Annotated in this window: 12 protein-coding genes and 2 pseudogenes; all 14 read left to right on the plus strand. The window is 39.4% G+C overall.

Annotated elements, in window-relative coordinates:
• Nucleotides 1-9 precede the first annotated feature (9 nt).
• The 14 genes and pseudogenes from NXX38_RS11845 (at nt 10) to NXX38_RS11910 (ending at nt 21,905) form a co-directional block, all read left to right on the plus strand.
• Nucleotides 10-2,347, plus strand: a pseudogene (locus NXX38_RS11845) (GH92 family glycosyl hydrolase).
• A gap of 188 nt (nt 2,348-2,535) precedes the next feature.
• Nucleotides 2,536-5,385, plus strand: a complete 2,850-nt coding sequence (locus NXX38_RS11850; protein ID WP_258979536.1) for a TonB-dependent receptor — start codon at nt 2,536-2,538, stop codon at nt 5,383-5,385.
• A gap of 52 nt (nt 5,386-5,437) precedes the next feature.
• Nucleotides 5,438-5,626 (plus strand): hypothetical protein, encoded by a 189-nt coding sequence (locus tag NXX38_RS11855; protein WP_258979537.1) that lies wholly within the window; start codon nt 5,438-5,440, stop codon nt 5,624-5,626.
• Nucleotides 5,627-5,645: 19 nt separating this feature from the next.
• Nucleotides 5,646-7,157, plus strand: coding sequence for a RagB/SusD family nutrient uptake outer membrane protein (locus NXX38_RS11860; protein ID WP_258979542.1), 1,512 nt, complete (start codon nt 5,646-5,648; stop codon nt 7,155-7,157).
• A 43-nt stretch (nt 7,158-7,200) separates the two neighbouring features.
• Nucleotides 7,201-8,574 carry a DUF5005 domain-containing protein gene (locus NXX38_RS11865; RefSeq protein WP_258979544.1) on the plus strand — a complete coding sequence of 458 codons (1,374 nt, stop codon included), beginning with the start codon at nt 7,201-7,203 and terminating at the stop codon, nt 8,572-8,574.
• A gap of 78 nt (nt 8,575-8,652) precedes the next feature.
• Nucleotides 8,653-9,120 (plus strand): hypothetical protein, encoded by a 468-nt coding sequence (locus NXX38_RS11870; RefSeq protein WP_195648554.1) that lies wholly within the window; start codon nt 8,653-8,655, stop codon nt 9,118-9,120.
• 11 nt (nt 9,121-9,131) lie between these two features.
• Nucleotides 9,132-9,485, plus strand: a complete 354-nt coding sequence (locus NXX38_RS11875; protein ID WP_258979547.1) for a DUF4961 domain-containing protein — start codon at nt 9,132-9,134, stop codon at nt 9,483-9,485.
• Entirely contained in the window at nt 9,457-10,080 is a 624-nt protein-coding gene (locus NXX38_RS11880) for a DUF4961 domain-containing protein (RefSeq protein WP_258979548.1), read from the plus strand. Before NXX38_RS11875 ends, NXX38_RS11880 begins: the two co-directional genes overlap by 29 nt.
• Nucleotides 10,081-10,303: 223 nt before the next feature.
• Nucleotides 10,304-11,713 (plus strand): SGNH/GDSL hydrolase family protein, encoded by a 1,410-nt coding sequence (locus tag NXX38_RS11885; RefSeq protein WP_258979549.1) that lies wholly within the window; start codon nt 10,304-10,306, stop codon nt 11,711-11,713.
• 80 nt (nt 11,714-11,793) lie between these two features.
• Nucleotides 11,794-14,478, plus strand: a complete 2,685-nt coding sequence (locus NXX38_RS11890) for a glycoside hydrolase family 78 protein (protein ID WP_258979551.1) — start codon at nt 11,794-11,796, stop codon at nt 14,476-14,478.
• A 209-nt stretch (nt 14,479-14,687) separates the two neighbouring features.
• Complete coding sequence (locus NXX38_RS11895) at nt 14,688-16,970, plus strand: GH92 family glycosyl hydrolase (RefSeq protein WP_258979553.1); 2,283 nt, start codon at nt 14,688-14,690, stop codon at nt 16,968-16,970.
• 23 nt (nt 16,971-16,993) lie between these two features.
• Complete coding sequence (locus tag NXX38_RS11900) at nt 16,994-19,150, plus strand: GH92 family glycosyl hydrolase (protein WP_258979555.1); 2,157 nt, start codon at nt 16,994-16,996, stop codon at nt 19,148-19,150.
• 171 nt (nt 19,151-19,321) lie between these two features.
• The gene (locus tag NXX38_RS11905) at nt 19,322-20,455 is read left to right on the plus strand and encodes a glycoside hydrolase family 130 protein (protein ID WP_258979557.1); all 1,134 of its coding nucleotides are present in this window, start codon (nt 19,322-19,324) and stop codon (nt 20,453-20,455) included.
• Between the two features lie 68 nt (nt 20,456-20,523).
• Nucleotides 20,524-21,905: pseudogene (locus NXX38_RS11910) on the plus strand (SGNH/GDSL hydrolase family protein).
• Nucleotides 21,906-21,981: the final 76 nt, after the last annotated feature.

Genomic DNA, 21,981 nt, shown 5'->3' on the forward strand with positions numbered 1-21,981 from the left:
AATATTGTTATGTATAAAGCAACTGCTAGTCTTTTAATTGCTTGCTCTTTGTGGTGGATGACAGGGTGCTCATCGGTCCAGACAGCTTCGGAAGAACTAATCCCGACGGATTATGTAAATCCATTTATTGGTGCCAGTACCAGTGTGGGAGCTGCCGGCGTTTATCATGGGTTAGGTAAAACTTTTCCTGGGGCTACGACTCCTTATGGTATGGTGCAAGTTAGCCCGAACACAATAACAGGAGGCGATAACGGTTCCGGTTATAGTGATGAGCATAAAACGATTGAGGGATTTGCTTTTACCCAGATGAGTGGCGTAGGGTGGTTTGGGGATCTAGGAAATTTTCTTGTAATGCCAACTACCGGTGAATTGTATAAAGTGGCAGGCAAAGAGAATAACGATAGTATCAAAGGATATCGTTCGGCTTATAATAAAGTAACCGAGACAGCTAAAGCCGGATATTATTCTGTAGAGTTGACTGATTACAAGATAAAAGTGGAGAGTAGTGCGACGCCGCATTGTGGAATATTGCGTTTCACTTATCCCTCTAACGATCAATCCCGTATTCAGATAGATCTGGCACGCAGGGTAGGAGGAACATCTACTTCCCAATATATTAAAGTGGTAGATGATTATACGATTCAAGGCTGGATGAAGTGCACACCCGATGGTGGTGGATGGGGTAATGGTGAGGGAAAAGCCAATTATACCGTTTATTATTATGCGCAATTCAGCAAACCTCTGACTGATTACGGTTTCTGGAGTGCAGATATTCCTGACCAATGGACCCGGAAGCGGGATGAGGTAGTGAGTATTCCCTATCTGACACGTGTTTCACAGGCTCCGATTATAAAAGATAAGAAAGAGTTGGAAGGCAAACACTTGGGCTTCTTTACTGAATTTCCGACCAAAGAAGGGGAGAGCGTGGAGATGAAAGTGGGTATCTCTTTCGTCGATATGGAAGGAGCTGCTAATAATTTTAAACAGGAAATTGCTTCTAAAGATTTGGCACAGGTAAAACAGGAAGCTACGGATTTGTGGAATAAAGAACTTAGCCGCATCCAGATATCTGGAGGGACGAATGATGAAAAAACAATTTTCTATACGGCTTTATATCATACGATGATTGATCCTCGTATTTATACAGACGTAGATGGACGTTATGTAGGTGGAGATTATAATATACACACAGAAGACAGCACATTTACGAAACGTACGATTTTTAGTGGATGGGATGTGTTCCGTAGCCAATTTCCTCTGCAGACTATTATTAATCCGCGTTTGGTTAGTGATGAATTAAATTCTTTGATAACGATGGCCGATCAAAGCGGGCGTAAATATTACGAACGCTGGGAGTTTCTGAATTCTTATTCCGGTTGTATGTTGGGAAATCCTGTCTTGTCTGTATTGGCTGATGCTTATATAAAAGGAATCCGTACGTATGATATCGAAAAAGCATATCAGTATGCCATCAATACATCTCATCGTTTTGGCAATGACTCATTGGGCTATACTTCGGGACCGTTGAGTATCTCACATACTTTGGAATATGCTTATACCGACTGGTGTATATCTCAATTAGCTGAAGCCTTGGGAAAGGAAGAGGATATAAAGTTTTTTTATGAAAAAGGACAGGCTTATCATAATATTTTTGATAAAGAAAAAGAATGGTTTCGTCCTCGCAAGGTGGATGGTACCTGGGAAGTATGGCCGGAAAATGGACGTCTTGAAGAATGGTATGGTTGTATAGAAGCAAATGCTTATCAACAAGGCTGGTTTGTTCCACACGATGTCCAAGGAATGGTAGAGTTGATGGGGGGAAGAAAAGGTGATCGCAGACTTACTTGATTTTTTCAATAAAACTCCTTCCAGTATGTTATGGAATGAATATTATAACCATGCAAATGAGCCGGTACACTTCGTGCCTTTCTTGTTTAATCAGCTTGCGGTACCTTGGTATACGCAGAAGTGGACTCGCCACACCTGTGAAAAAGCTTATGCAAATAAAGTAGAGGGGATTGTTGGTAATGAGGATGTGGGGCAAATGTCAGCATGGTATATTTTGGCAGCTTCTGGCATTCATCCTTCTTGTCCGGGCAACACGCGTGTGGAAATAACAAGTCCCGTTTTCGATAAGGTAGAGTTTCATCTTGATCCGAAATATTATTCAGGGAAAGCGTTTACGGTGATTGCCCATGATAACAACAAAGATAATATGTATATACAAAAAGCCTTATTAAACGGCAAGATATATAATAAATGTTATCTGGACTTTGCAGATATTGCGGCCGGTAGTGTCTTGGAATTGTATATGGGTAATACACCTAATAAAGAGTGGGGAAGATAAATATTGAATTGATTGTGAGTGGCTTAAAATAGATAAGGTTTAATATATAGAATATCCTAAAATGGTTAGAGGATTCTGAGTTGATATATAAATAACATGAAAATGTTTTGTTAATTAAAAATTGTTTACTATTATGAAAAAGAAAACAAAGAGCGGATGCACTTAGTGCATTTCCCGGACTTGCAAAAATGATGTTGTTACTGGCTCTACTATTATGGGGTGGAGTTCAGGCAAAAGCCTTTTCAGACAGCATTTTGCAACAATCAGAAAGAACAATTTCTGGTTTAGTGACAGATGAAAATGGTGAGCCTTTAATAGGGGTAACGGTAATGGTTAAAGGTACGAGAGTGGGTACGACAACTAATCTTGATGGTGTCTTTACACTAAAGATACCCGCAAATGCAGGAATCCTACAATTCTCTTATATGGGAATGAAGACGAGAGAATTGCCTATTGGCAGCAAGTCACAGTTTAAAGTGGTAATGGAATCAGATGCAGTGTTGATTGATGATGTGGTGGTTATTGGATATGGAACCCGTTCGAAAAAAGATATGTCAATTTCTGTTAGTTCTGTGAAAGGTGATGAACTGAATAACAGACCTTCGGCTTTCAATATTATGCAGAGCGTTGCCGGAAAAGTAGCAGGTGTGCAAAATATATCGATGTCTGGTAGACCAGGTGGATCGTCATCTTTACGTGTTCGTGGTATGGGATCTATCAATGCAGGAAAAGATCCTATCTATGTATTGGATGGTGTTATTGGAGTGGATCCGGACATTATAAACGCTGCCAACGTGGAATCTATTGATGTTCTTAAAGATGCTGCTGCAACTGCCATGTATGGTGCACAAGGATCAAACGGAGTTGTTCTTATAACCACCAAGAAGGGTAAAAAAGGCAAAGGCTCAATCACTTATGATGGTAAAGTCGGATTTGGCTTTATGAACCGTAAGCTCGACATGCTGAATGCGGATGAATATATGGAGGTTCAAAGACGTGCATACGCATATAGTGGACAGACAATGCCTCATTTGACAACACCTTATGAAAATCTGTTCTATTATGCTAAAGATGCTTCCCAAAATTACCAATACGATAAAAACGGACTTTTGATTGCTTCTCCGAAATATAATACAGATTGGCAGAAAGCGGTGACACAAACAGCTATGACTAACGACCATATCCTTTCTTTCTCATCAGGGAATGAAGATACAAGCGTATATGCCAGTGTCGGATACCAGAATCAGGAAGGATTGATAAAAGAAAGTGTGTACGAACGTTATTCTGCTACATTGAATGTAAGAACTAAGATAAAAGATTGGTTCCGTATCCAACTTGTGGGAACTGTAGGTAGTCAGAAAGGCAATAATAACGATATGGAGGGATCTTTTAATCAGGGGGCTATCAGAAACATGATTGAAATGCCACCTATCGTTCCTATTAAATATGATGATGGTACATGGGGACGTAAACACGATTATCCTTTATCGGAAACAGCAGAGAATCCGTTGTTACTACTTCAGGATAGAAAGAACGAATGGAAGTCTAACTTCTCATTGTTTAGTTTGAATGCTACATTTGACATTACTAAGAAGTTAACATTTACTACTCAGGGAGATTATCAGGTATCAAATAGGAAAGAAATGAGCTATGCCAAAGCCGGGCTGTTTGATGTCAGTGAAAACAATGGCGGATATGCTGATATAAAAAATAGCGATAGCCAAAAACTTACCAGTGAAAACTATTTTACTTATACAGATACTTTCTTTGATGGAAAACTTAGCTCGAACTTTGTTTTGGGAGCCAGTTGGTATTATAATCATGCAGAAGAATCATCTTCGGGGTCTGAACAATATTTCGACGATTCGTTCGGCTATCACAATTTATCGGCAGGAACCACATGGCATGAACCAAAATCAGGAATGAATCAGAATACTATGAATTCATACTATTTTAGAATGAACCACAGTTTTCTTGATAGATACCTTCTTGGTTTCACATTCAGAGTGGATGGTGCTTCAAACTTTGGTATGAATAATAAGTATGGATATTTTCCATCTGTATCAGCCGGATGGCGTATTTCAGAGGAAAAATTCTTCTTCCCTGTAAAAGATGTCCTCAGTCAAATGAAATTGAGAGCTAGTTATGGTATCGTAGGAAATGCTTCTATTCCCAATTATAGAACCATATCGCAATATAGCAACGGCTCTACTATATTTAACAAGGCACTTACCTCTTACGTAGTTCTTAGTAATCTAGGTAATAAAGACTTGAAGTGGGAATCGTCACGTCAATTCAATATCGGAGTTGATATGAGTTTCTGGGATAATCGTTTGGAAGTAATCATGGATTACTATCACAAATCTACTAAAGATTTGTTGTTCGAAAAGCAGGTTCCTTTTACAACCGGCTATACGACTACATGGACTAATCTGGGAGAAATAGTTAATAAAGGTTTTGAGACAACTATTACTTCACGCAACATTCATACCCGTGATTTTATGTGGGTAACAGACTTGGTATTTTCTACCAATAAATTGGTGGTTGCAGATATCAATGGAGAAACGATTGATACAGGTAATAATACGATAGCTAGAGAAGGAGAAAAGTGGGCGTCATACTATGTATATAAAAGACTGGGCACATGGGGATTGGCAGAAGTAGCAGAAGCTGCTAAATATGGTAAGAAACCAGGTGACATCAAATATGAAGATGTGAATAAAGACTATAAAATTGATGAGGAAGACCGCCAGATTATGGGAAGTGGTACTCCTAAAGGAAGTCTGACAATGGTAAATACATTCACTTATAAAGGTCTCTCTTTGATGGTCGACCTGAACTATACTTATGGATTTAAAATTATGGACATTACAAATTCCATGTTAGAAAACAGACCATTGTATAGTAATAATGTTAAATCCATACTTAACGCATGGACTCCTGAAAATCAGAATACAATGATTGCCGCGTTACGTCTTCCTTCGGATAACTACTTTGGAGAAAATGAGAAAGACTCATATATGCTTCATAAAAGGTGATTTCTTGAGACTTCGTAACATTTCATTATCATATACTTTTTCTCCTAAAGTTATGAAAGCGCTTAAAATTTTTGAAAGTTTGTCTATAGGGGTTTCTGCAGAAAATTTGTTGGTAATTACAAAATATCCAGGATATGACCCGGAAGTTGGTGCATTCAATGCAGATAGTGGACAAAGTATAGATTTTTATGCTTATCCCCGTCCGACTACTATTACTGGTAATATAAAGGTTGTATTTTAAGAAAATAAAATAGACGATTATGAAAAAAATATATTCAATTTTATGTGGGTTGATTACTCTGGCAGTAATTGCAACATCATGTGATGCATTTCTTGAAGAGAAACCTAAAACATTCCTTACCCCTGAATTATACTTCCAAAATGAAGGGCAAGTAGTCGCTGCAGTGAACGGACTATATACATTTTTGGACGATATCTTTGACGGAGATATAGAACCAGGTTCACAAACATTCATCTTTATAGAATACTTGTCTGGATATGGTGAACGGCTTCGTGGTTCGGGCACTCAGGATTTGGCACAGGCCAACAATCTGAATGTGGCGGAAAATAACGGATATGTTCAGAAATTCTGGGAAACGGGATACAAAGCTATAGAGAACTGCAATAGCATTATTGAAGGTATTGAATCCATGAAGGAGGGAATTTTAACTCAAGATAAAAAAAACGAGCTGTTAGGTGAAGTTTATTTTATGCGCGCATATTACTACTTCAATTTGGTAAGACTTTATGGACCTGTTCCATTGAAACTAACCAGCACATCAGATTTATCAAATGTTGAGATAGGGTTAACATCCATTGAAGGAGTTTATGATCAAATAGATAAGGATATGACGAAAGCTGGTGAACTCATGGATAAAAGTGTCTGGACGAATGCCAACGGAAGAGTTTCTAAAGGAGCTGTAAAATCATTGCATGCTAAGATTTATTTGACAATGGCCGGATATCCATTACAGAAAGGCACAGAATATTATCAGAAAGCTTATGCAAAGGCCAGTGAAGTATATAAAAGTGAGGCGTTTAAATTGTTTGATACATACGAAGAATTGAGAACCAGTGAAAATGCGGGTGAACATATATGGTCTATTCAAAGAGAGGCAGATAATGCTGGTTCTCCTGTACATGGTAATATGCTACCTTATCCCGCACCTGCAAAAGCTATTTCAGCCAATGCTGTATATGGCGGTGCATTGGTTCCAACGATGTTGTTTTATAATTCATATCCCACTGGTGATAAACGTAAGGATGAACAGGCATTTTATTATACCGAGCATGAAGCTCTTGATAAGTCAGCAATAGTTCAATTAGGAAGACCTTATATATATAAATATTGGGATGATGAGGCAGCGAATACAGGAAAATCAGGTGCTAATTACACATTGCTGAGATATGCTGATGTATTGTTGATAATGGCTGAAGCAAAGGCACAAGCGGATGGAGGTACAACAGCTGACACCGATGCAATTGATGCATATTATGCAGTGAGAAAAAGAGCATTGCCTACAGAAGCAAAACCGACTTCAATAAAGACGAATGATGTCTTGAAAGAAAGATTCTGGGAAATTTGCTTTGAAGGACAGACATGGTATGATATGTTGAGAACTCGAAAAGCTTTGCATGCTGTCACAGGTCAGATTGTAGATATGATTGGGTATCAAACTCCAGGACATAGTGCTGCATTTAAGGAAGCAGATCTTTTATTACCTTATCCTATCCGGGAAAAACGTTTGAATCCTAATCTGAAAAGAGACTAAAAAATGTCATTGCAAAAAGATACTGAAAATAAATAACTTGAAAATGAAGTGTAACTCCAAATATATGGTATTTTTAGCATTCTGTTTATGTCTTTTATTCTCTTGTTCGGAGGATGAGGGCACAAAAGAGAACCCATTTGACAATGGAGAAAGTGATACTTTTATGAAGGTCATTAATTCATCAAATGCTGATACGCTATACTTGTCGTGGGAACTTACTAATACCAAAGTGAGTTTTGATAATTATAGGTTTGAGCTAGACAAGCCCAAAACAGTCAAAACTGTCGGTAAAGATAAGACGGAATTCTATTTCACTCATGTACCGTACAATGAACTTGTATCTGTATCTATATCATTAATCAAGAATGATGAGGTTGTAAAAACCTTTGCGACGCAAGTAAAGATTGATGGTCTTGACAAAACAATATCAAGGATTATCATTCCTGACCAAGGTAGTGTTACGGGAGGAGATGGTATGTATTCGATTCTGTTGCCCGATGGCAGAAGTATCTTCATGATGGGCGATTCATATATCGGGACTGTTACTAATGGTCAACGTTCTGGTTCAGATCACATGTATAGAAATACGTATATTGTGTATAGTAAAGGTAAAGTCAGTGCTATTTACGGAGCCAATGGCAATAAAAACTCTTCGGCAGCCGTACCTCCCGAATATCCGGATGAAAAGAAGTGGTACTGGCCCGGCCATGGATTTGTGGATGGTAACAAACTCTATATTTTTCAGACATTGATGTATCAGGGAAGTGGTGATATGTGGGGATTCAGATACGAAACAACCCACATTCTGGAGTATAACTTACCTGGCCTGGAGCTGGTAAAGACTACTCCCATACCTTTTAATGGTTCCGAGAATATTCATTATGGAATGGCAGCACTGAAAGATGGAGAGTATGTTTATATGTATGCGCAAGTAGATGTGACTAATGATATGAATCCTATTTCTGAAGTGTTAGTTGCAAGATCTATGATGAATAATCTGTATACAGGTTGGGAGTATTACACAGGTTCCGGTTGGAGCACTAATGCTTCCGCAGCAGAAAAGTTAAAAGGTTTGACAAGTGTGCCGGTTTCCTCACAGTTCAATGTGTTTAGATTGCGTGATAAATATGTTTTGCTAACGCAGAAGAAAACATTCAATTCTGGCGAGATATACACGTTCACGGCAGATACTCCGTATGGACCGTGGGGAAACAAACAACTTATTTTCAAGACATACGAACAGGATATCCCTCACTTATTTACTTATAATGCGATGGCTCATCCTCAATTCGAGAAGGACGGTATGCTATTAATAAGCTATAATGTCAATACAGAAGTTTTTGCAGAACAGTTTAGTGATGTGAGTACTTATCGTCCCAGATTTTTTTGGATCGAAATAGATAAGATTTTAAAATGAATGAGAAATAAGAATGTATTGTTGCAAGGAATTTGGGCAATGCACTTATAGTTCAAATTTAGAAAAGTTTAAAAAGATATGAAAAAGAATACATTGATTTTAGTAATAGTATCATTGCTATTTTCCCTCTCAGGTTGTAATACTGATGACCGGGTAAAGATGAGTGATAATTATCCTGTTGATGGAGATATAAATTATGGTATTAGACAGGTAATGCAATACGATGAGGTGAATATAAATGGTATAGATGTCGCTTCAAAGTTCCCATTCTTTGAGACGTTTCGTCTGACCATACACTACACTGACAGTAAAATAAGCGGCGTGACTTTTTCTAACGGGGAGGTACCTTTCTCTCCTTATAATTTTGAGGTCCCATCTGGTAAAGTAGATTGCTATCTGAATACAGAGGCACTTCCCAATGAATTGCGTATAACTGGGACAGAACATGTAATCGCCTATTATCAAAATGGAGAATTCACTATTCCTTTCCAATTGGATTGTCCGTCACTGAATTATAAATACACCTTTAAAAGTATAAATCAATAAATAGAATACATATGAAACTCATGAAAAAAAGCAAACATTTGTTGCTACTTTTGGTAGCATCATTCCTTGTTGCCACTTGTATGACTATAGAGGATATTATTCATCCGGATAACGCTCAGGTGGATAGCGATATTAATATTTCAGTTAAAATAAAGATCGTTGCAGAAACTGATGGTAATAGTAAATTGGCGTTTGGCATCTTGGTTCCCAAAAGCTGGAATGTGGCCAATAATGCTACTCTGACACTTACAACTGCAGCAGGCTTTGCAGCTAATGTTGTGACTAATGAACCTATGGTACTTGTAGGATCAGGGAGAAAAAAATCCATCGGACGCTTTGCCTTGGGCATCTTCATTTCAAAGTAAGATTGGTGTATTAGAGAATACCGGTCCTGTTGAATGGGTCGTTTTTAAGTCCGCTACTACATTCCAGATTAATGATCAGGTTGCAGGACAAAAAGAAGTAACTGGTACTGTGAATATTAAACTTCATACAGGAGCAAGAGCTATAAAATTCTTTATGGGTTATACATTCTGTGGTGAAGCTTTTGGATTTAACAGTGAAAAATACCCAGATGATTATGTGAAAGCTTCTAAGGTACTTGAGGTAACTGGAGGAGATGAACCAATGATGGACTTTACTGCTGATCCTGCAATTTCGTTTGTGCCAGCTACTTTCGGTTTCGGTGATATCTTCTCAATCAAGTATAATGAACCAAATTATGTAACGGAAGGTGGTCTTAAAGGTGGTGAAGCGTATTTGGTGGGGAAAGTAACATACGAGGAAAACGGAGTGGAAAAAGAAAAGACTATAGATGAGACAAGCAGTAAGACATTAATGGAAGAATTAGGTGATATGGGCCAGGTTACTTCCATGGCAGAAATATATTTACCCGAAAGAGTTCTTCAGTTTGCCAAAAGATGCTGTTATCTTAAATATCCGGGTTCATTTTACAAATAAGGATAAAAGTATTTCTATTTTGGATAATGAAACTAATAGTGATTTTGTAGTAGAGGAAACATGCGAATGATAAATGGAAGTGGAGAACTTAATTAAGTTCTCCACTTTTAAGTTTTGGTAGTAGTGTAATAACGGGGTTCTCCTATATTATGAAATGTTCTGATCAGATGGGATAGGGTATGTAAATCATAATAATTTTATTATTGAATAGTTTTAATGGCTGATGAATATAAAAATATTTAGTAATATACTTTTTCTAGTATGCTTATTTTATATAAGTTGTAATGGCTTGCAAGCACAATCTGCTATACCTCCTTTTAGAAAAGGAGAACGAGTAGTATTCACTGGTAATAGCATAACTCATAGTGGACATTATCATTCGTTTATATGGTTATATTATATGACCCGTTTTCCTGATAAGCCGATTGTTATCATGAATGCTGGCATTGGTGGAGAAAGTGTATGGGATATTAAAGAACGGTTGGATTATGATGTTTTTGACAGAAAACCGACTTATGTAGCTCTTACTTTTGGTATGAATGATACTGGTTATGATATTTACATGAAAGATGACGCTAAAGAACTATCAGAACAACAGATCATAAAATCATTAAAAGGCTTTCGGGAGATAGAGGAGCGATTACAGGCTAAAAATAAAATAACCAAGGTGTTGATCGGTAGTTCTCTTTATGATGAAACCTCAAAATTTAATAGATTCATTCTGCATCAGAAGAATGATGCTATCTTGAAAATTGTAGATGCCCAGCGTACATCGGCACGAAAAAACGGCTGGGGGTTTGTGGATTTCAATCGTCCGATGTGTGAAATAAGCTTAGAAGAACAGAAGAAAGATTCTACATTTACTTTTTGTAGGATAGATAGGATTCATCCTGATAATGACGGTCAGATGGTGATGGCCTATTTATTTTTGAAAGCACAAGGCTTGAATGGAAATAAGGTATCGGAATTCTTGATTGATGCACAGAGTTCGAATGTGGTTACACATAAGAACTGCAAAATATCAAAATTGAAGAAGGAAAAGAATGAACTTACTTTCGATTATCTGGCTTATGCACTTCCTTATCCTTTGGATTCCATTCCTCGACATGGCTGGGGAAACAATAGATCTCAACGTGACGCGATGCAATTAGTTCCGTTTATGGAAGAATTCAATCAGGAACATTGTCAGGTAATCAATCTACAGAAAGGGACTTATCGGTTGACTATAGACAATCAGTTTATAGATGAAATTTCATCAGAACAGTTGGAAGATGGGGTTAATTTAGCGAATTATCCGATTACTCCCCAATATCAGCAAGCCATAAAGATCATGTATCTGAATGAAGAGCGGTTTGAAATAGAAAAACGATTTAGGGAATATTTGTGGACAGAATATTCATTTCTGAAAAAAGAAGGTCTTTTATTTGCCGATAATCAGAAAGCCATTAATAAACTTCAAGAATATTTGCCTAAGGACTTTTTTCTTAGGGCAAGTTACGGTTGGTATATCAAGGCGATGCACCCTGAAATCCGTAAAGTATGGAGTAATTATATGAATTCTATTGTTGAAACAATTTATGAAATAAACAAGCCTGTCATTCATCGGGTGAGGTTGACTAGGGTAGATTTATAATATAGGTGATTCATAGTCATTTTGCTGGCTGTGGGTAGAGGGATATGAATCGATTGTGTTGAATATTTAACAGATATTTTATGAGGAATATACGTTTGTTATTATGTGTAGGATTAATACATTGCTTTTGTGGTATGTCATTGTTTGTATATGGCGAAACAAAAGAGCCTCCTTTTATACTGGCAGAATTAAAGTGTGAGAATTTGGTCAATCCTCTGGGCATTGATAATGTCACTCCTCATTTCAGTTGGAAATTGAAAGGTAAAGAATTAATAGGCGGACAAGCCTATTATGAGATACAGGTTGCTTCGGATAGTATTTTACTGGTCCGGAATAAAGCAGATTTGTGGAATACAGGAAAATTGAAGTCTGATAATTCGGTGATGGTACCTTATCAAGGTGTTTCTTTATCTTCCCGTTCATTATGTTATTGGAGAGTTCGTGTGTGGAACTCTAAAATGCAGGTTTCAGCATGGAGCTCGATAGCTCATTTTTCTATTGGTATTTTAGAACAATCACAAATGCATGGTGAATATATAGGGGCTTCTGTTGAGGGCGGGGAGATTTGTGCTCCTATTCTTCGCAAGAAAATAAATATAAAAAGAAAGGAAACTGCATTTCTACACGTGAATACACTGGGCTATCACGAGATTTATATTAATGGAGAAAAAGTAGGAGAAAGCGTTTTGACACCTGCTGTATCTCATCTGACTAAGCGTTCCTTGATTGTTACTTATGATGTAACTCCCTACTTAAGAGAGGGAGAAAATGACTTATTGATCTGGATTGGACAAGGATGGTATAAAAGCACTACTTTTGGAGCAGCATATGATGGTCCATTAGTAAAGGCCGAATTGAATGTCTTACGAAATGGAAAGTGGGAAGTGCTAACGAAAACCGATAATTCGTGGTGGGGACGTGAGAGTGGTTATGCAGATACAGGGACTTGGCGTGCATTGCAGTTTGCTGGTGAAAGGGTGGATGGGAGAATTTTACCGATAGATCTTTCTTCACAAACTTTGGACAAAATGAGGTGGGCTCCAGTCGTATCGGTGAAAGTCCCAAATCATATCACTTCACCTCAAATGTGTGAGGTAAATAAAATTTATCAGAAATTACAACCTGTTTCTATAAAGAAGCTGAACGAAGACGTTTGGCTGGTAGATATGGGACGGGTACAAACCGGATGGTTTGAAATGCACATGCCTATGTTGCCTATGGGGCATGAAATAATAATGGAATACAGTGATAATTTGACTAAGGATGGGGCATTTGATAAGCAGGGCGAGAGTGATATTTATATATCTGGTGGACGGGAAGGAGAATGCTTTAGAAATAAATTCAATCATCATGCCTATCGGTATGTACGGATCTCTAATCTTCCTGTAAGGCCAGAAAGTGAATGGATGAGATCTCTCCAGATTCACGGAGATTATCAGCAAACCGCTACTTTTGAGTGTTCGGATGTCGATTTGAATGATATTCATAATATGATTCAGTATACAATGAAATGCCTCACTTTTAGCGGATATATGGTAGACTGTCCCCATTTGGAACGCGCCGGTTATGGTGGTGACGGGAATTCTTCAACAATATCTTTACAGACTATGTATGACGTAGCTCCAACTTTTCTAAACTGGGTACAGACATGGGGAGACTCCATGCGTGAGGGAGGTAGTTTACCACATGTTGGACCTAATCCCGGTGCTGGCGGAGGTGGTCCTTATTGGTGTGGATTCTTTGTGTTGGCTCCTTGGAGAACTTATGTTAATTACGGTGATTCACGGCTAATAAAGAAATATTATTCTCAAATGAAAGAGTGGTTCAAGTATGTTGATAAATATACAGTCGATGGCTTATTGAAACGCTGGCCTGATACAAAATATCGTGACTGGTATCTTGGCGATTGGCTGGCACCGATGGGAGTGGATTCCGGTGACCAGTCATCTGTAGATTTAGTAAATAACTGTTTTATCAGTGAATGTCTAGGTACTATGAGTAAGGCAGCCCTAACGTTGGGTAAGAAAGAAGAGGCCGAAGAATTTGCAATACGTAAAGAAAAGCTTAATGGATTAATACATAGAACTTTTTATCGTCCGAATGATGGCATTTATTCTACCGGTTCGCAGTTGGATATGTGCTATCCTATGCTGGTAGGTGTCGTACCCGATTCTCTATATAACACAGTGAAAGAGAATATGATGGCTATCACTGCGGAAAAACATAAAGGACATATAGCAGTTGGTTTGGTTGGAGTACCAATCCTGACAGAATGGGCTGTTCGGAATAAGAAGGTAGATTTCTTCTATCAGATGTTGAAGAAACGTGATTATCCTGGTTATTTGTATATGATTGATAATGGTGCTACAGCAACTTGGGAATATTGGAGTGGTGAACGTAGCCGGGTACATAACTGCTATAATGGGATTGGAACCTGGTTCTACCAAGCTGTAGGAGGAATACATCCTGATGAGGCTGCTCCAGGATATCGTCATATCTATATTGATCCTCAAATACCCAATGGAGTAACTTGGGCTAAAATTACGAAAGAATCTCCTTATGGTACTATTGGCGTCAATTGGAAATTGGAAGATGACCAGTTGTGTCTTCAATTGGCAATTCCTGCGGGAACAACTGCTACTGTTTGTATACCTGATAATGCTGTTTCGTGCAAGATAAACAATAAAAAGATAGGTATTCAAAAGAAAACAATAGTCGTAGATAGAGGAAGCTATGATTTTGTATTTGGTTTGTATTCACACTAAATTTTATATTATTGAAATTATGGTTTATATTTAGTTTGTACTATTAAGTAGTCTTTTACTCTACGTAATAAACTAGTTGATGTGTTAAAAGAGAATGATGTCATGATATGCATTATTTTCTTTTTTCCTTTTACTAGAGGAGGATTTAGTGGTAATTGTATTTTTATTCGTCTTAAAGAAGTAAATAACTATCATATAATAATGTGCAAATGATAACTATCAAAAATCTATTGACTTCTATTGTAGCAGTTTTTATTTCCACAGGAATATACGCTCAAACGAAAGACTTGGTGCAATACGTCAATACGTTACAGGGCACTGATTCCCATTTTGGATTAAGTTATGGAAATACATATCCTACTACCGGTATGCCCTATGCCATGCATACGTGGTCTGCACAAACCGGAAAGAATGGAGAGGGCTGGAAGTATCAGTATGCGATAGATGCCATCAGAGGATTCTGCCAGTCACATCAATGCAGCCCGTGGATGAGTGATTATGCCGTATATTCCTTTATGCCGATGGTGGGAGAACTAGTCGTTAATCAGGATAAACGGGCGACGAAATTTAGTCATGACAATGAAATTGCCAAGCCGCATTATTATAAAGTAACACTGAATAATGGCATTACCACCGAAATGGCACCGACAACCCGCGGGGTGCATTTGCGTTTTTCCTATCCCTCTACCGGAGATGCCTATCTGGTGATCGACGGATATACAGATATGAGTGAAATCAAAATAGATCCCGCCAAGAGACAAATATCCGGTTGGGTGAATAACCAGCGTTTTGTAAATAATTCCAAGACATTCCGCAGCTACTTCGTTGTGCAATTCGATAAAGCATTTGAAGATTACGGCGTATGGGAAAATCAGAAAGATGAAATCTTCTCTAAAAAACAGGAGGGAGCAGGAAAAGGTTATGGCGCTTATATCAAATTTAAGAAAGGCTCGAAAGTACAGGCTAAGGCAGCCTCTTCCTATATCAGTGCAGAACAGGCTGTGGTTACTTTGAACAATGAACTGGGTAAAGACTCCAATCTGGAAACCACTAAAGCCCGTGGACAAAAAACATGGAATGAACTGCTGAACAGAATTCAGGTAGAGGGTGGAACAGAAGAACAAATGAAGACTTTTTATTCATGTCTGTTCCGGGCTAATCTCTTCTCACGCAAATTCTACGAACGTAAAGCGAACGGAGAACCTTATTATTACAGCCCTTACGATGGCAAAGTATATGACGGATATATGTATACCGATAATGGATTCTGGGATACTTTCCGTTCACAGTTCCCACTGACCAATATTCTTCATCCCACTATGCAGGGACGCTACATGAATGCTTTGTTTGCCGCACAGGAACAATGCGGGTGGCTACCATCTTGGTCGGCTCCCGGAGAAACGGGAGGAATGTTGGGTAATCACTCCATCTCATTATTGGCAGACGCATGGGCAAAAGGCATCCGTACCTTCGACCCGGAAAAAGCATTGAAAGCATACGCACACGAAGCGATGAACAAAGGTCCCTGGGGAGGAGCCAACGGACGCGGCTTTTGGAAAGAATATTTTGAACTGGGATATGTTCCTTATCCGGAATCAATGGGATCGAGTGCCCAGACCATGGAATATGCTTATGATGACTTCTGTGGCTACCAGCTGGCAAAAATGGTCGGAAACAAACACTATCAGGAAGTTTTTGCTCGTCAGATGTACAACTATAAGAATGTATTCGATCCATCCATCGGCTTTATGCGTGGAAAAGGAGTCGATGGCAAATGGCAGGAACCGTTTGACCCGCTGGAATGGGGCGGACCTTTCTGTGAGGGCAATGCTTGGCATTATACCTGGTCGGTATTCCATGATACCGAAGGATTAATCAACTTGTTCGGAAGCGATGAGAAGTTTACTACCAAAATAGATTCAGTGTTTACCCTGCCCAGCACTATCAAGCCGGGAACATACGGAGGAGTGATCCATGAAATGAAAGAAATGGAAATCGCAGGGATGGGACAGTATGCACATGGCAATCAGCCGATTCAGCACATGCCTTACCTGTATAGCTATGCCGGACAGCCATGGAAAACACAGTATTGGGTACGCCAGATTGTTGAAAGACTCTATAATTCAACAGAAAGAGGATATCCGGGTGATGAAGATCAAGGCGGTATGTCATCCTGGTATATATTGAGTTCATTAGGTATATATGCTGTTTGTCCGGGTACGGATGAATATGTGATTGGCAGTCCACTATTTAAAAAGGCTACCATAACGCTGGAAAACGGAAATAAGTTTGTGATTGAAGCAAATAACAACAATAAAGAGAATGTCTATATCCAGTCTGCTACTTTGAATGGACGTGTATTGGACAAGAATTTCATTAAATATGACGATATAGCAGACGGTGGTACGCTCCGTTTTGAAATGGGAGGGCAACCGAATAAAGAAAGATGCACGTCAAAATATGCCGCTCCTTTCTCTCTGTCGAAAGAATAAGAAAAGAAACAACGAAATACAGTATGAAAAATAAAGTTTTAACAGGTTTATTATTGGTATTGATTGGAGGGTGGGGGAGCCTCCTGGCACAGAATGCCGGGAGCAATTATGCCCGTCAGGTGAATACACTGATAGGTACAAAAGGCGTTGGTCTGACTTCGGGATATCTTTATCCTGGAGCCACCTATCCTTATGGAATGGTGCAGTTCACCCCTTCTTACTTTTCCAAACGTTCCGGATTCGTTATCAACCAATTGAGTGGCGGCGGTTGCGAACACATGGGCAACTTCCCTACTTTTCCGGTAAAAGGCAAACTGAAGATGTCTCCGGACAACATTCTCAACTATCGTATCAATATCTCTGAAGAAAAAGGACATGCCGGCTATTATGAGGCAATGGTGCAGGAAGATATCAAAGCCAAACTGACTGTGACCGAAAGAACCGGTATGGCGAATTATGAATATCCGGCAGATCAACAATATGGTACGGTCATTATCGGTGGAGGTATTTCCGCCACTCCGATCGAGCAGGCAGCCGTTGTAATCACTGCACCGAATAAGTGTGAAGGTTATGCGGAGGGTGGCAATTTCTGCGGTCTGCGTACACCGTATAAAGTCTATTTCGTTGCAGAATTTGATGCCGATGCCTTGGAATCGGGAACCTGGAAAAGAGATGAACTGAAACCGAACACCACTTTTGCCGAGGGAGAATATTCCGGAGTCTACTTTACTTTTGATGTAAGCAAGAAGAAAAATATCCAGTATAAGATTGGTGTTTCTTATGTTTCCGTAGAAAATGCACGTGAGAATCTGAAAGCAGAGAATACCGGATGGGACTTCTTACAGATTCAAAACCAGGCAGAATCCAAGTGGAATGACTACTTGGGTAAAATCGAAGTAGAGGGCACTAATCCGGACCGGACCACTCAATTTTATACCCATCTGTATCGTTCGTTCATTCACCCGAATGTATGCAGTGATGTGAACGGAGAGTATATGGGAGCTGATTTCAAGGTGCATAAGTCCCGTTCTAAACACTATACCTCTTTCAGCAACTGGGATACCTATCGCACACAGATTCAATTATTGTCGATGCTCGATCCCGAAGTAGCTTCTGATATTGTGATTTCTCACCAACTATTTGCTGAAGAAGCTGGCGGCGCTTATCCACGTTGGGTCATGGCGAATATTGAAACCGGAGTGATGCAAGGAGATCCGACTCCTATCCTGATCTCTAATGCCTATGCTTTTGGTGCCCGTAATTATGATCCGAAGCCGATCTTCAAAATAATGAGAAAGGGAGCCGAAGAACCGGGAGCAATGTCGCAGAATGTGGAGGCGCGTCCGGGATTGAAACAGTATTTGGATAAAGGATATTATAATGCTTCCATTCAATTGGAATATACTTCTGCGGATTTTGCCATCGGACAGTTTGCATTGCACGCCGTAGGAGATGAATTTGCAAGTTGGCGTTATTTTCATTTTGCCCGTTCATGGAAGAATCTGTACAATCAGGAAACCGGCTGGTTGCAATCACGTAATCCGGATGGTTCGTGGAAACCTCTGACTGAAGACTTCCGTGAATCGACCTATAAGAATTATTTCTGGATGGTGCCTTACGATATTGCCGGTCTGATTGAAATAATCGGTGGAAAAGCCGCGGCAGAGAAACGTTTGGACGAATTCTTCACCCGTCTGGATGCCGGCTACAATGATGCCTGGTTTGCTTCCGGCAATGAACCGAGTTTCCATATCCCCTGGATATACAACTGGGTGGGAACTCCCTATAAAGCACAGGAAATTATCAACCGTGTATTGAATGAACAGTATTCAAGTAAAATTGACGGTCTGCCGGGTAATGATGATTTAGGTACGATGGGTGCCTGGTATGTGTTTGCCTGTATCGGTCTTTATCCCGAAATACCGGGAATAGGAGGCTTTACTGTAAATACACCAATCTTTTCATCGGTGAAAGTTCATCTGAAGAAAGGAGATATAGTGATAAAAGGCGGTTCGGAAAAGAATATCTATATCAAATCCATGAAGTTGAATGGCAAACCGTATGATAGTACATGGATAGATTGGAATCAACTTAATAATGGTGGGACTATTGATTTTGCTACCTCGGCCAAACCCGATGTAAAATGGGGAACTAAAGTGGTGCCTCCCTCTTTCCCTTAAAGAAATAAAGCAGGTTGGTAATAATTTTGCAAAAAGATTAGGCACGGATTACACGGATTTCACGGTTTTTAGAATGATGGGTATGTAAAGCAACAGCGTTAATCTGTGTAATCCGTGCCTATTTTATTTGAAAAACTAATTATGAAGACATATTAATCAAACAACGTAAGAATGAAAAGAAAACTACAGAACATAGCTTGTCTACTGATGGCTGCCGCATTCGTTACTTCATGTGGCGAGAAGAAACAAACATCCGAATTTCCGGATTGGGCGTGGGCGGACTTCCAGCGTCCGGAAGGCGTTAATCCAATTATCTCACCTGATACTACTACTATTTTCTATTGTCCGATGAGGCAGGATTCAGTGGCATGGGAGGCGAGCGATACATTCAATCCGGCTGCCACCGTTTATGATGGAAAAGTAGTAGTGCTCTATCGGGCTGAAGATAATTCGGCAACCGGTATTGGTTCACGTACTTCCCGTTTAGGATACGCTTCTTCCGACGACGGAATAAATTTCCAACGAATGACTGTTCCCGTATTTTATCCGGCAGACGATAGCCAGAAAGAACTCGAGAATCCGGGTGGTTGCGAAGACCCGCGCGTTGCCGTAACAGAAGACGGACTCTATGTAATGCATTACACACAATGGAACCGTAAACAGGCACGTTTGGCAGTGGCCACCTCACGTGACCTCCAAACTTGGGAAAAACACGGACCTGCTTTTGCCAAAGCCTATAATGGAAGATTTCTGGATGAATTCTCAAAGTCTGCCTCTATCCTGACTAAATTAGTTGACGGCAAACAAGTGATCGCTCAAATAGATGGGAAATACTGGATGTATTGGGGAGAAAAGTTTGTCAATGTAGCTACCTCCACAGACCTCGTCAACTGGGAACCAATGTTGGATGAAAACGGCGAATTCCTGAAAGTCATGATACCCCGTCCGGGTAAATTCGACAGTGACCTGACCGAATGTGGTCCTCCTGCTATCCTGACAGATAAAGGAATCCTGTTGTTTTATAACGGTAAAAACAAATCGGGTGCAGAGGGGGATACGCTTTATACAGCGAATTCCTATTGTGCCGGACAAGCCCTGTTTGATAGTAAAGACCCCACCAAACTGATCGATCGTCTGGATAAACCGTTCTATACTCCCGAATCAGACTTTGAGAAAAGCGGACAATATCCTGCCGGAACTGTATTTATCGAGGGACTTGTATTCCACAACCAGAAGTGGTTCCTCTATTATGGCTGTGCTGATTCTCGCGTAGCAGTTGCCGTATACGACCCTCTCAAAAAATAAAGAAAATGTTCATGAAGAAGATCATAATCTTTCTGTTTGGCATTTGTATTTGTAAAAAATATTAAGACATGAAAAAGATTTTTGTATTGATTGCGGCAGTTTGTATGACATATACTACTGCCTTTGCTCAAACTGTGAAACCTTTTAAAGAGGGTGAAAGAGCAGTATTTTTAGGAAACAGTATCACGGATGGCGGTCATTACCATTCGTATATCTGGTTGTATTATATGACTCGTTTTCCGAATATGCCTCTCCGCATATTGAACGGTGGTATTGGCGGAGATACGGCATACGATATGAACAAACGCTTGGATGGAGATATTTTCCCAATGAAACCCTCTGTATTGATGGTTACTTTTGGTATGAATGACTCCGGATATTTTGAATATAACGGGGATAATCCCAAAGAATTCGGTGAACAGAAATATCAGGAAAGTATCAAGAACTATCAGCAAATGGAGAAGCGTTTCAAAGATCTTCCTGATACCCGTATTGTGATGGTCGGAACTTCCCCTTATGATGAAACCGTGCAATTGAAAGAGAATGTACCGTTCAAAACAAAGAACGAAACTATCAAACGTATCGTTGAATACCAGAAAGAATCTGCAGCTAAGAACAATTGGGAATTTACGGATTTGAATGCTCCTATGGTTGCTTTGAATCAACAAAACCAACAGAAAGATCCGGCATTTACGCTTTGTGGCAGCGACCGTATTCATCCGGATAATGACGGACACATGGTGATGGCTTACCTTTTCCTGAAAGCACAAGGATTTGTGGGTAAAGAAGTAGCAGAAATGGAGATAAATGCTAATAAGAAACAGGCAGTTAAAGCAGAGAATTGTACAATCTCAAATATCAAGAAGAACGGGAAAGATTTGAGCTTTGACTATCTGGCAGAAGCTCTTCCTTATCCTTTGGATACGATTGCCCGTGGATGGGGACAAAAAAAGGTCAGGCAGAAGCTACGAAAGTCATTCCTTTTATGGATGAAATGAATCGTGAGGTTCTGAAAGTAACAGGTCTGAAAGGTGATTATAAATTGTTGATTGATGAGGAAGAAATTGGAATATGGAGTGGAGACGACTTGGCAAAAGGCATTAATCTAGCTGCCGAATCCAAAACTCCTCAATATCAACAGGCATTGACAGTGATGCACCTGAATGAATATCGTTGGGAGATTGAAAGAACATTCAGAGAGTATGCATGGTGTCAATTTGGCTTTTTCCAGCAGCAGGGATTGTTGTTCGCTAATGATAGAAAAGCAATTGAGATAATGGATGAAAACGTGGATAAGAATGTCTGGTTGAAAGGACGTCGCGATATGTATTCAAAGATGATGCTGGATCCTGTCCGTGAAGCTCGTGAGCAGGAAATGGAAGTTCTTATCAATAAGATTTATGAGGTTAATAAACCTGTAGTAAGAAAGATTTTACTTAGAAAGATATGATGCGATAATGACGTAGAAATACGATAGAATACTCATCGTAATGAGAAAAAATACTCATACCAATGGAAATATATTC

The sequence above is a fragment of the Bacteroides sp. BFG-637 genome (genome assembly GCF_024793605.1).
GTDB classification, from domain to species: domain Bacteria; phylum Bacteroidota; class Bacteroidia; order Bacteroidales; family Bacteroidaceae; genus Bacteroides; species Bacteroides vicugnae.